Raw genomic sequence first — 12192 nt, 5'->3', positions numbered from 1 at the left:
CGAAGAGGCTAGCGGCCGAATGGCCCACCCTCCAGGGCCAATCGACAGCTGCCGTGGTGGGCCACTCTCGCACCCGAGCTCACGCCCGACCGCCCCGCTCAGGCACACGTCGTCCCGTCCGCCGGCACCGTGCCGTCCAGCAGGTAGGCGTCCACGGTCTGCTTCAGGCACGCGTTGCCGGTGTTGTAGCCGCCGTGCCCCTCGCCCTGCAGGGTGACGCTGACGCCGACCCCCGCGCCGAGCTGCTGCGCCATCGCCCGGGCGCCCTCCACCGGGGTGGCCGGGTCTCCGGTGGTGCCGACCACCAGGATCGGGGCGGCGCCCGGCGCGGAGACCTCCGGATGGGCGGTCTTGCCGGGGACGGGCCAGCCGGTGCAGCCGCTCAGGCCCCAGGCGGTGTAGGTCCCGAACACCGGGGAGGCGGCGCGGAACTGCGGCAGCTGCTGCTGCACGTCCTGGTCCGAGTAGCGCTGCCGGGCGTCCACGCAGCTGATCGCCCGGTTCGCGGCGTTCAGGTTGTTGTAGTGCCCCTGCGGGTCGCGCCCGTTCAGCGCGTCGGCGAGCTGGAGCAGCGTGTCACCGGTCCCCTGTTCCATCGCCTCGGTGAGCCCGCCGGCCAGCGCGGGCCAGGTCGCCTGGCTGTACAGGCCACCCGCGATGCCGGTGACCGCCAGGCTCTCGGTGAGCTGCCGCCCCTGCTTGGTGGGCAGCGGCGACTGGTCCAGCCGCTTCAGCAGTGCGGCGACCTTCGCCGTCCCCTCGTCGCCGCCCGCGCCCGTCGGGCAGGCGGCACCGGCCTGGGCCGCGCAGGCCTTCATGAAGTCGCCGAGGGCGAGTTGGAAGCCCTGGGCCTGGCCGAGCGCGGCCTGCTGCGGGTCCTGGGTGGGGTCGACCACCGAGTCCAGCACCATCCGGCCGACCTGCTGCGGGAACAGGTGGGCGTAGACGCCGCCGAGCTGGGTGCCGTAGCTGAAGCCGAAGTAGGACAGCTTCTGGTCACCCAGTACCTGGCGCATCAGGTCCATGTCGCGTGCGGCGCTCTCGGTGTCCACGTACGGCAGCACCGCGCCGGAGTTGTGCTCGCAGGCGGCGACGAACCCGGCGTTGGTGTCGTCCAGGGCCTTCACCTCGCCGGGGGTTTCGGGGGTGCCGTCGGAGGCGGTGGCGGCGTCCATCGCCCGGTCGTCCAGGCAGGTCACCGTGGCGCTGGCACCGACTCCGCGCGGGTCGAAACTCACCAGGTCGTAGCGGGTGTTGAGGGAGGCGTAGGTCGCGGCGAGGGCGTGCAGGCCGACCACGCCGGAGGCGCCGGGGCCGCCGAAGTTGAACAGCAGCGAGCCGATCCGCTGCTGCTCGTCCTTGGCGGGGGTGCGGATCAGGGCGAGGTCGATCGTCGCGCCGTCCGGTTTGCCGTAGTCCAGTGGGACCTTGAGGGTGGCGCACTGCCAGTCGGCCGCGGGCGCGGTGCCGGCGCCCTGGGCGGTGGTGGGGGCGGCGCAGGCGTGCCAGTGCAGGCGCTGGGTGGCCAGGGCGGTGGCGACTTCGGAGGTGCCGGTGGCCGTCCCGGTGCCGGTGGCCGGCGAGGTCGGTGCGGGCTCGGCGGCGGAGGGTCTGTCGGCCTGGCAGCCGGTGGCGGCGGTGAGCAGCAGGGCGGTGAGGCCGAGCGCTCCGGCGCCGCGGACGACGGTGTGCATGGGGTGGGTCCACCTCTCGGTCGGCCGGGCGCCCCGGCGCGCGGTCACGGGCCTTTGGGCCTTTGGGCGTTTGGGCCTTGGGCCTTGGGCCTGCGGGCTTGCGGGCCTTTGGGCCTGCCGGACGCCCGTGCGCTCGACGGGACGGCGTACGCCCGGCGCTCGGTTCGTCGACGCACCGCAGACCCTAGGGGCTGGAGCCCGCCGGTGCCGTGCGGAGGCCCACGGACGGGGGCGTGCGCCGGACCGGCTGCCACCGGCCGAACGGGTGAGGGACCGGTCTGCGCGGCCCGGCTGCGGGGCGCCTGCCTCCCCCTGCCCGGTCTCCACTCTGCCGATCGGCAGGGTGGAGACCGGGGGTTACGCCTCGGGAACCTCCCGATCGGCACATGTGCGACGGACCGGCAGCACGCAAGGATGACGGGCATCGGGGCCCCGCCGGTGGGGCCCGGGAAGGAGCCCTGCCGTGACCGCCCTGTTCCTGTCGCTCTCCCTGTCCGCCGCCTTCTGCGTCCGCCTCCGCTTCGCCCTCGGCGCAGGCCTCGGCTCCGCAGGCTTCGACTCCGCAGGCTTCGGGGGTCGCCGACGCGCCCCCTCAGCGCAGCGCCATGCCCGGGGTTCCCCGAACCGCGTACGCCGGCAGGCGCAGCCCCCCGAGGGCCGCGCGGGGCAGGCTCAGCCCGAAACGCCGTTCGACGGCGCCGAGGGCACGTCGCCGGGCGGCGCCGCCGGCCTCCCGCCCAAGGTCACAGGAGGTCACGCCGTCGGCCTCCAGGACTCTGGCGGCGACGAGGTCCGGCACCAGCAGGTCCGGCTCCTGGCCCCAGCGCCAACGCTCCTCGCCGAGGCCGAAGCCGCACAGCACGGCGCCGTCCCGGGCGTAGTCGAGCAGGGCCGGCCGCTGCTCCGGCATCGGGCGGAAGTGCACCACCTCGGCTCCGTCACGCGCTATCTCGGTGATCAGCTCACCGCCGGTGGAGTCGCCGTACTCGATCGCGAACGACCAGCCTGCGCAGCTGCCGACGCGGATCACGCCGTCGCCGTCGTCACCGGGGCGGTAGACCTCGATGTCCAGGTCCCGGATCTCGGCGTCGCTGATCGGCTCGGTCGCGGTGGCCGGGTCGGCGCCCATCCGGCGGGCGAGCTCCTCGGGCGTGATCCCCCGGGCGAAGACGACGCCGCCGAGTTCACCGTCCGTGTCGGCGCCGCCCGTCGGGCATCGCCCGGTGCCGGGCCCGCCGATCTCCGCGAGCCACTGGATGCCGTCGCCGTCCTGCCCAGCTCCCCCGTGCGTGCCGTCGGTCATGCCGCCCTCCCCTCGCGCACGGCCTGCGGTGACCGGGCGCGCCGGTGGGCACCCTAACCGACCCGGCCGACAGCCGGACTCCGATCACCGGATCACTGCTGGAACCAGCCGTACGCGGGCCGACAACCACCCCCGATCGATCGAAAGGAGACTGACCCGAAGCCGAACTCCCCCGGCCCGAGCCGCCGTTCACCCGGACACGGCCGGCGCCTCCTGTCCCACCGCTTCGAACAGCATCTTCGCGGCGACCATCGCCCCGTCGGTGCGGATGCCGCCGGCCACGGCCTCCGCCCGTGCCCTGGTCTCCGGCGCCAGGGCCCTGGTGAGCGCGGCGGAGAGCGAGTCGACGGTCGGCGTGCGGTCGAGGTGCGCCACACCGATGCCCAACTCGGCCACCCGGGCGGCCCAGTAGGGCTGGTCCGCGATCCGGGGGACGACCACCTGGGGCACCCCCGCCACGGCCGCGGTCGTCGTGGTGCCCGCACCGCCGTGGTGGACGACGGCGGCCACCCGGCGGAACAGGGCCTGCTGGTTCACCTCGCCGACGACGTGGCAGTCCTCCCGGCCGTCGATCGAGGCGAGCCCGGCCCAGCCCCGGGCGAGGAGCAACCGGCGGCCCTGCGCGCGGGCCGCTTCGACGGCCACCCGCGCGATGCCCTCCGGAGCGTACGCGGCCATGCTGCCGAAGCCGACGTACACGGGCGGTTCACCGGCGTCCAGGAACGCCTCCAGGTCGGTCGGGAGCGGGCGGTCGTCGGGCAGGATCCACGCCCCGGTCGGCACCACGTCGAGTTCCGTCATGCCCTCGGACGGGCACAGCATCGGGTCCGCCGCCAGCCATGGCCGCTCGGTGAAGACGTGGTCGCGGACGTTCTCCACCGGCGGCAGTCCGATCGCCGCCCGGTGGCTGTTGAGCGCCTCCCCGTACAGCGCGTTCACCCGCTGGGCGTCCTGCTCCCACAGCTTCCGGTAGTCGGTCTCGTCCTCCGGGGACGGCGTTCCCGGCCGCTGCCCGGGCCGGAAGTGCCGCGAGGGCAGCCCGAAGATGTGGAAGCAGGCCAGCACGTAGTGGAGGCCCAGCTTCTCCGCGACGTCCCGCGCCCCGGCCGGCATCAGCCCGGTCGCCAGCAGCACGTCACAGCCCTCGGCAGCGGCGGTCAGCGTCTCGAACCGCGCGGCGACCAGCTCACGGGCCAGCCGGAACGCGTCCTCCGCCGTCGGCGGCTTCGGACCGGCGACCACCGACCGCACCGTCGGGCCGAGCGGCACCAACGGCACCCCGGCCCGCGCCAGCACCGCCACGAACTCCTCGTCCGGCGGCGCACACACCCGCACCTCCGCACCGAGCCCCCGCAGCGCCACCGCCAGCCCGGCCAGCGGCTCGACATCCCCGCGCGATCCCCACGTCGTCATCAACACACGCATTTCACGACTCCCGTTCCCGCAGGTCATGGCCTTACGAACGGGATTCTGCGACAGATCGGGGGCCTTGCCGCAAGCCCCGGGTCACGCTATAGCTTGATAGTGGCAAGGGGATTGACTCTCCTTGCCCCTTCCTTTGGCCGCGTGGTCCCGCCCGCTCTCCCGAACCGGCCATCCCGTAGCAATCCCGCCGGACCCCCAGCGCAGACTGCCGGCCGTCCCCAGCGGCCCCCGCTGCCCTCGCCAACCCGCGGGACGCGAGCAGCCGCCATGCATCAGGCGCGCTCCACCCACCAGCACGGCGCACAGACCCGCCACCACCACAACGTCCGTCGGCAGAAGCGCGGCCCGGGCCAGGCCGCGCACAACGCCGGCCAGGCGCTCACCGCGCTGTCGGCGGTGACCGCCGGCGCCGACCCTGCGGCCGGCGAGGAGAGCGGGGGTTTGGTCACCGTCGGCCGCCGCGCGGACCTCCCCGCCGCCCGCTCCGCACGCCGGACGCCGACGGGCGCGCGGCTGCTGCCCGAACACTGGACCGCGCGGGTGAGGCGCCACCGAACGGGCCGAGTCCAAACCAACTGCTGCTGCAAGTCCTGCTGGAGGGCGACCAAGCCACCGAGACTGCACGCCGGCGACGGCCTGACCCCGCACCCGGTTGCCCGCCGTCCCGGTCGCCTCGCCGCGCTCGCCGTCCAGGCGCACGGGTGGGGGCTCGGCGTAGCCTCCGGCTACCTCCCGGTCACCATGATCGGTACGGGCCTACAAGCGGACGGGCCTACAAGCGGACGGGCCGACAGGCGGCCAGGCGGCCAGGCGGCCAGGCGGCCGGGCACGAGACCCGCCCGGCTCCTCCGCGCGCGCCTGTCAGCCCGTGAACCGGCCGTCCCGCGCCACCACCCGGCCCGCGCGGACCACCAGTTCGCGCGTCGGCAGGTCGACCACCACCTGCGGCAAGCACTCGCCCGTCACCAGCATGAAGTCGGCGGGCGAGCCCGGCTTCAGGGTGGCGGCCGGCAGGTCCAGCAGTTCGGCGCCGCCGTCGGCCGCCAGGGCGAAGCAGTCGGCCAGCTGCTCGTCGGTGCGGGCGTCGGTGGTCCAGCCGAGCAGGTGGGCGCGGTGCAGGAGGTCGGCGTTGCCGTACGGACTCCACGAGTCGCGCACGCCGTCCGAGCCGAGGCCGACCCGCACCCCGTGCGCCCGCAGCTCGCGGAACGGCAGCACCTGGTGGGCGGAGGGCGCCACGGTGGTGAGGCCGACTCCGGACTCGGCCAGCTCGGCGGCGAGGTCGGCGAGCGGCGCGCCGGTCAGTTCGGGGACGCAGAAGGCGTGGCTGACGACCACCCGTCCGGCCAGTCCGGCCGCCCTGGTCCGCGCGGCGATCTCGCGCAGCGGGCCGAGGCCGCGCTCGCCCCGGTCGTGCAGGTGGATGTCCAGACGCAGTCCGTGCTGTTCGGCGAGTCCGAACAGCAGCTCCAGCTGGTCGGGGTGGGCGTACTGCTCGACCAACCACTGCTGATCCCGTCACTGGCCGCCAGCGCCGCGCTGGTGCACGGCGCGCCCGGGCTGCCGATCTCGCAGCCGCGCAACCTGATCGGCGGTCAGCTGATGTCGGCCCTGATCGGCTTCGCCACCCTGGCCGTCACGGGCAGCACCACCTGGGGCGCGGCCGTCGCCGCCGGGCTCTCGCTGGGCGCGATGATGCTCACCCACCTCTCGCACTCCCCGGCCGTGGCCACCGCCGTGATCGTCGTCCTGCAGACGCCGCACCCCGTGCCCTTCCTCCCGTTGCTCGTACTGGCCACCGGACTGCTGGTGCTCATCGGCCTGCTGCCCTGCCGGATCGGCGGGCACCCGGTCCGCTACCCGGTGTCCTGGTGACGGCCACGCGGCGATGACGGCCACGCGGCCGCGACCGGCCGCACGGTCACGACCGGCCTCGCGCCGGTACCTGACCTCCACTCTCCTGCCGAACGCCGACGGCCGGGTCATCCGATCGGATGACCCGGCCGTCATCCGTTCCGCCCGACCGGGGCCACCGCCCCGCCGACGCCGCCGAGCGCCCGCGACGGCAGGCTGGGACCGTCGCGCAGTCCGCCACCCCGCCGAGGAGCCCCGCCATGACCGCCCGCCCGCTCTCCCCCGCCGACCAGGCCGTGCTGGAGGCCGCCGACCGCGGCGACGTCGACGCCGTCCGCACGGCCCTGACCGCGGGCGCGGCCCTCGAGGCCCGCGACGCCCAGGGCCGTACGCCGCTGCTGCGGGCCGCCCTCGCCGACCGGGTCGCCGTCGCCCGGCTGCTGGTCGAGGCCGGAGCGGACGTCAACGCGCAGGATTCCCGGCTGAACTCCCCCTGGCTGGTCACCGGCATCACCGGCAGCGTCCCGATGCTGCGCGCCCTGCTGCCCGGCGGCCCGGACCTCACCCACCGCAACCGCTACGGCGGGGTGTCGGTGATCCCCGCCGCCGAACGCGGCCACGTCGCCTACGTCCGCGCGGTCCTCGCCGAGACCGCCGTCGACGTCGACCACGTCAACGACCTCGGCTGGACGGCCCTGCTCGAAGCCGTCCTCCTCGGCGACGGCGGCCCGGCACACCAGGAGATCGTCGAGGTCCTGCTCGCCCACGGCGCCGATCCGCTTCTTCCCGACGCCGACGGCGTCACCGCCCGTGCCCACGCCGAGCGCCGCGGCTTCCGCGCCATCGCCGCGGCGCTGCGCACGGCGGAGACCGCCCTCAACGACGGCACGGGCACTACCGGCTGAAGCCCACCCCGCCCCGAGGGGCCGGGATCAGCGCTCGGCCAAGGCCCGATCCCCCTGCTCGGCCAGCGACTTGATGCCGTCGAGGGTGGCCGCCATGCCGGTGCGCAGCTCGTTCAACCGGAAGTCGACGATCTTCTCCTCCAGCTCCGGCGTGGCGTCGATGAACAGGCTGGGGCCGCTGCGGCCCGGACCGATCACCACCGACTGGCGCAGCCGGGTGCCGCCGTCCTCGGGGGTCAGCTCGAAGCGCCACCGGGCCAGCGCCCCGAGGAGGTCGGACACCGGCTCGCCGTAGCGGCCGTCCGCGTCCATCACGCCCCAGGCGAAGACGCGCCGGTCGCCCGGCCCGGCCGGTGCCGTCGCCCCGGTCGGCTCGGTGATCTCGGTCAGCTCGGTGATCTCGGAGACCGTCCGCCAGTCGGGCATGCCCGCATGGCTGTTGTGCCCCTCGAAGCGGGCGCCCACCGCGGGGCCGTCCGCGCCGTCCAGCCAGGCGACCCGCTGGAGCTCCGGACTGAGCCGGGCGGGCAGGCCGATGTCCGTCACCAGGTCCCACACCCGCTCCACCGGCGCCGCGACGAACACCTCGCACTGCGTACCCGGACCTTCGGCGTACCGCATTCCCGTCCCCCTCTGCCTTCCTACGTCACCGCTCTTGCGCATCGATGCGGGTCGACACCCGCCCGCGACCCCGCCTCGGCGTCCGGACGCCGGCGAGGACAGCGGGCGGGTTGCCGCCCTGGGCCCTGGTTCGATGATCGATCCGGCGGAACACCCAAGTCAATCCGCCGATTTACTGGGACACCTCCAAGCGATACCTTGGGCCTCCGTAACCATTGACGACCTCCGTGTCTTCGCCGCGGTCTGCCGGGCCGGCTCGCTCAGCGCCGTGGCCCGCGAGCTGAACTGCACCCAGTCCGCCGTCAGCCAGCACGTCAGGCGGCTGGAGCGGGAGGTCGGCCTCGCCCTGATCGAGCGCCATCCGCGCGGGGTCGTCCCCACCACTGCGGGGAGCCTGCTGCGCACGGCGGTCGCCGCCGGCCTCGGCAGCATCGACCACGCGCTGCACCGGATCGCCGAACTCGCCCGCGGCGAGGGCGGATCCGTACGGATCACCACCGGCGCCACCAGCATCCGGCACTTCATGTCCGCGGCCGTGGTGGACTTCCGGCGGCGCTTCCCCCAGGTCAGCCTGGAGTTCCAGACCGAAGTGTCCAGCCGTAGCTGCCTGGAGTCGCTCAACGCCGGGCGGGTCGACCTCGCCTGGATCACCCTCGGCGCCCCGGCCCGGGGCGTCGACCGGCGGCCGGTGGTCGAGCTGCCCTGGGTGCTCGCGGTCGCGGCGGGTGACCCGCTCGCCGCCCGGGCCCGGATCTCGCCCGCCGACCTCCAGGACGCCCGGCTGATCGGGCTGCCGCAGAACTCCGTCTCCCGCTCCCAGGTCGAGGCCTGGCTGGGGAAGTCGGGCATCCGGCCGGTCTTCGACACCAGCGTCGCCGACTGGGACACCGCGATCCTGCTCGCCGAACTCGGCCTCGGCCACGCCGTCGTCCCGGCCCTCCCGCAGTGGCAGGGCCCCGGCCACCCGGGCCTGCGGCTGCTTCCGCTGCCCGACCTGCCCGCCCTCACGGCCGGTTGGGCCGTCCGCGACTGGGAGAACCTCGGCCCGCTCGCACGCGCCTTCGCCGACACCGTCGCCACCCACTGCGGTCGCGACACTCCGCGGCCCGGAGGCCCGGAGGCGGGCTGACGGCGGCGCGGCCGGCCGCCGTCACCCCTCGCCCTCCGGAGCCGTCCGTCCCCGGCCGGCAGGACGGGACCGACCGGCGTCCACACGCCGTCCCGAGCCGCCGCCGTCCGCAGCGGGGCGAAGTCCTCCGGCGGGACGTCCAGCAGGCTGCGCACGCGCTCCCCTCCCCGCACGGCGTTCGCCACCTCGCACCGCAACCGCGGTGGTGGCTACGGCCGGTGTGACAGCCGGTGCCACAGCGCCGGCCGCGACCAGTGCCGGCCCCGCGGTTCCGCCTACGCCCGCGCCCATGCCCACGTCCACGTCCGCGCCCACGCCCGGTCCGACCGACGGGTGAGACCGAACCCTTCCGCCCGTTCCTCCAGCCGCACGGCCGCCGTACCGTTGTCGCGTAGCCGTCGTCAGCCGCTGTAGAAGGAGTGGCTGCGTCCGATCTGCGCAAAGCCCCGGCGGGCGTACCACTCGCGCGGCCAGTCCACCGCGTCCGCGAGCAGGAACAGCTGCGGGACGCCGACTTCGGCCGCCAGTGCCAGGCCGGTGGCGAGCAGGGTGTCGCCGTGCCCCGCGCCCCGATGCCGTGAGGCGGTCACCAGGTCCTCCAACTGGGCCAGCCCGAGGGACGGTTCGAGGTAGAGGTCGCTCCAGGCCGCGACCTCGCCGACCCGCGTCCGGGCGGCCAGGAAGTGCACCCCCGCGGCACCGCGCAGCCGGGCGGCGCGGCGGTCGGTGAGCTGCCGGCCGAGCTCCTCGTCCTCGCTCCACTCCCGCTGCTGGCGCAGCACCGCCTCCCGCATCTCGGCCAACTCCACCGGAACTGCGGCCGGTTCGGGCCGCGGGCAGCCGTCCGTCGGCCGGGCCAGGATCACCGCGCTCTCCCGCTCGTACCCCGCCGCCGTCAGCACCGGGGCGGCCCGCTCGCCCGAGTCCGGATCCAGCACCGTGATGCGGTACCGGCGGCGCCGCCCCAGCCATCGGGCGGCGAGCTCGGGCAGCATCGCCGGATCGGTGCCCGGCCCCTCGACGATCAGCTGGTTGTGCTCCTCCGAGCGGGCGAACTCGGCGTCCCGGACGGCGAACACCCCTGGGAACTCTGGAAGTTCGAGGAGTTCAGCCGCCTGGCGGCGGGCGAACGCGGAGCGGAAGGTGGTCACGCGCGCAAGCAGATCCGACATCCCGCCATGATCACCCCCACGACCGCCCGCGGACAACGGCTTTCCCGGGCCCGCACCCGCGCGCCCCACACCCCGCACACCACACACCGGCAGACCGGCAGACCGGCAGACCGGCAGACCGGCAGACAGCGCCTCGCACACCGCCCCGGCGGACTACTGACTTCGGCTTGTCAGGGTGATGTTGCAGTGTCGAGGGTCAGGCCGGTGCCGGCTATGAAGCCGTCGAGGAGGTCGGGCCGGTACTGGAGGCGTTTGAGCCGGTTGCGGACGAGGGCCTCGAGTCGGTCGAGGGCGACCACGGCGAGGTTGGCCAGGCTGCGCTTGACGTGTGCCCAGACCCACTCCACGGGGTTGAGGTCGGGCGAGTAGGCGGGAAGCAGGAACACCGTCAGCCACGCACGCTCGGCGATCAAGTCGCGCATGGCGTGGGAGACGTGGGTGTTCAGGCGGTCCCAGACCAGCACGATCGGTGCCTTGACCAGCTGGTGCACGCCGTCGATCAGTGCGATGAAGTCGCGCTCGCCCATGCTGCGGCGCTTGCCTCTGCCCGCGGGGTGGGAGCGCAGGCGGTGGCACAGCCGGGTGCGGGAACCGGGCCGCATGGCGATCAGGCCGGCCACCGACAGGCGTCCCGAGCGGCGGCCGCTGACCGTCACGACAGGGGTGCGGCCTCGCCGGCCCCAGGTGCGTCCTTTGGGCGGACGGCGGGTGAATCCTGCCTCGTCCTCGAAGCAGATGTAGCCCCCGCAGGCCGCCCGCGCAGTTTTACCTCCGCCCAGGTCGCCTCCTTCCACACGGTCACGGCCTGCTCGTCACGCTCGGCCACCCGCCGCGCGGGGACCTGCGGGCTGAAGCCGAGCCGGTGCATCAGCCTCGTGGCACCCGAGACGCTGTAGGAGACGTGGAACTTCCGGCCGATCAGCGTCGCCACCCTCGCCGCGGTCCACACCTGGTCCTCCACCCAGCCATGCGCGGCCGGGCCCTGCTCCAGATACACGGCCAGTTTCTCCAGACAGCGTGGGGACAGACGGCACCGCGACCCGCTCGGGCCGCGAGAGGCCAGAGCCTCGACCCCGCCATCCCGCCACAACTGGTGCCACTGGTACGCCGACTTCGGGCTCACCCGCAGTCGTCGCGCGACTTCCGGCGGTTTGACTCCCTGCTCGAACAGCTCGACCGCCTGGATCCGTACCACTTCCCGACGCTCACGTCCCGCGGCGGTCAGCCCGCCCCCATCCGCATATCTCACACACCACCGGATACAACCACCGCTCCAGAGCCATCAGGGACTTCGCGAAGGTTCACCCTGACAAGCCGAAGTCAGTAACGCTCCAGGAAGCGCCGGATCCCGTCCCGCACACCGTCCGTCGGCACGGTCGCCGCGAAGGCCGCCGCCTCGACCGCCAGCCCTTCGTCGATCGGCAGGTTGATGCCCCGGGTCACGGCCCGCAGGCAGGCGGCCACGGCGGTCGGCGCGTGACGGATGATCCGCTCGGCCAAGTCCCGGGCGGTGTCCAGCAGTTCGTCCGCCGGGACGACGGAGTTGACCAGGCCGAGCTCGGCGGCCCGGGCGGCCGGGATCGGGTCGCCGGTGAGGATCAGCTCCAGACCGCGCTTGCGGCCGACGTGCCGCGGCAGCCGCTGCGAGCCGCCGAAGGGCGGCGGGAAACCGAGCGAGATCTCCGGCTTGGCGAAGGTCGCGTGCTCGGCCGCGACGGCCAGCGGGGCGGCCTCGGTGATCTCGCAACCACCCCCGTAGGCCAGGCCGTTGACGGCTACGATGACCGGCTTGGGGAACTCCTCGATCCGCCGGGTGAGGGTGTGCCCGCGCCGGACGAACTCGCGCAGCGCCCGCTCCGGCCCGCCCGCGATGCTGGCCGCCAGCGACGGGATGTCGGCGCCCGCGCTGAACGCCCGCCCGCCGGCGCCGGTGAGGATCACGGCGCGGACGGTGTCGTCGGCGTCGATCAGGTCGAGCTCGGCGAGCAGCGCGTCGATCGTCGGGTAGTCGAGGGCGTTGAGCTTCTTCTCCCGGTCGATGGTGAGGGTGACGACGTGCCGGTCCCGCTCGCTGCGGATGGTCATGGGC

11 protein-coding genes and 1 pseudogene are annotated in these 12192 nt (G+C 74.4%); 3 read left to right on the top strand and 9 right to left on the bottom strand.

From position 1 onward, the window contains the following. Window positions 1-98: 98 nt before the first annotated feature. From ACGF0D_RS20870 to ACGF0D_RS20855, 4 genes and pseudogenes are all read right to left on the bottom strand, one after another. Window positions 99-1694: an alpha/beta hydrolase gene (locus ACGF0D_RS20870; protein ID WP_392918258.1), complete on the bottom strand. Its 1596-nt coding sequence runs from the start codon at window positions 1692-1694 to the stop codon at window positions 99-101. Between the two features lie 592 nt (window positions 1695-2286). Next, a complete protein-coding gene (locus ACGF0D_RS20865; protein WP_392918256.1) occupies window positions 2287-2997 on the bottom strand; it encodes a DUF6461 domain-containing protein in 711 nt (236 codons plus the stop codon). Window positions 2998-3186: 189 nt separating this feature from the next. Beyond that, window positions 3187-4422 (bottom strand): glycosyltransferase, encoded by a 1236-nt coding sequence (locus ACGF0D_RS20860; protein WP_392918254.1) that lies wholly within the window; start codon window positions 4420-4422, stop codon window positions 3187-3189. An 861-nt stretch (window positions 4423-5283) separates the two neighbouring features. Next, a pseudogene (locus ACGF0D_RS20855) lies at window positions 5284-5901 on the bottom strand (amidohydrolase family protein); the annotation flags it as partial. A 3-nt stretch (window positions 5902-5904) separates the two neighbouring features. On the opposite strand from ACGF0D_RS20855, the gene ACGF0D_RS20850 reads away from it, so the two are divergent. Both ACGF0D_RS20850 and ACGF0D_RS20845 read left to right on the top strand, forming a co-directional pair. Further along, window positions 5905-6297: an HPP family protein gene (locus ACGF0D_RS20850; protein ID WP_392918252.1), complete on the top strand. Its 393-nt coding sequence runs from the start codon at window positions 5905-5907 to the stop codon at window positions 6295-6297. Between the two features lie 239 nt (window positions 6298-6536). Next, window positions 6537-7181 (top strand): ankyrin repeat domain-containing protein, encoded by a 645-nt coding sequence (locus ACGF0D_RS20845; RefSeq protein ID WP_392918249.1) that lies wholly within the window; start codon window positions 6537-6539, stop codon window positions 7179-7181. 27 nt (window positions 7182-7208) lie between these two features. Here ACGF0D_RS20845 and ACGF0D_RS20840 read toward each other — a convergent pair whose 3' ends face one another. Next, window positions 7209-7802, bottom strand: coding sequence for an SRPBCC family protein (locus tag ACGF0D_RS20840; RefSeq protein ID WP_392918247.1), 594 nt, complete (start codon window positions 7800-7802; stop codon window positions 7209-7211). A gap of 193 nt (window positions 7803-7995) precedes the next feature. On the opposite strand from ACGF0D_RS20840, the gene ACGF0D_RS20835 reads away from it, so the two are divergent. Then, entirely contained in the window at window positions 7996-8931 is a 936-nt protein-coding gene (locus ACGF0D_RS20835; RefSeq protein WP_392918343.1) for a LysR family transcriptional regulator, read from the top strand. Between the two features lie 401 nt (window positions 8932-9332). On the opposite strand, the gene ACGF0D_RS20830 is transcribed toward ACGF0D_RS20835, so the two are convergent. The 4 genes from ACGF0D_RS20830 to ACGF0D_RS20815 all read right to left on the bottom strand — a co-directional run bounded on the left by ACGF0D_RS20830 (window position 9333) and on the right by ACGF0D_RS20815 (window position 12188). Next, window positions 9333-10103, bottom strand: coding sequence for a GNAT family N-acetyltransferase (locus ACGF0D_RS20830; protein ID WP_392918245.1), 771 nt, complete (start codon window positions 10101-10103; stop codon window positions 9333-9335). Window positions 10104-10273: 170 nt separating this feature from the next. Continuing rightward, window positions 10274-10840, bottom strand: a complete 567-nt coding sequence (locus ACGF0D_RS20825; RefSeq protein WP_392883173.1) for a transposase — start codon at window positions 10838-10840, stop codon at window positions 10274-10276. Then, window positions 10756-11328 carry a transposase gene (locus ACGF0D_RS20820; RefSeq protein ID WP_392883175.1) on the bottom strand — a complete coding sequence of 191 codons (573 nt, stop codon included), beginning with the start codon at window positions 11326-11328 and terminating at the stop codon, window positions 10756-10758. Before ACGF0D_RS20820 ends, ACGF0D_RS20825 begins: the two co-directional genes overlap by 85 nt. 95 nt (window positions 11329-11423) lie before the next feature. Next, window positions 11424-12188 carry a crotonase/enoyl-CoA hydratase family protein gene (locus ACGF0D_RS20815; RefSeq protein ID WP_392918242.1) on the bottom strand — a complete coding sequence of 255 codons (765 nt, stop codon included), beginning with the start codon at window positions 12186-12188 and terminating at the stop codon, window positions 11424-11426. Between the last annotated feature and the right edge of the window lie 4 nt (window positions 12189-12192).

Origin of the sequence: Kitasatospora sp. NPDC048298 (genome assembly GCF_043201465.1) — a bacterium.
Taxonomy (GTDB): domain Bacteria; phylum Actinomycetota; class Actinomycetes; order Streptomycetales; family Streptomycetaceae; genus Kitasatospora.
The sequence above is the reverse complement of the archived record's forward strand: the minus strand, read 5'-3'. Positions and strand labels throughout refer to the sequence as shown.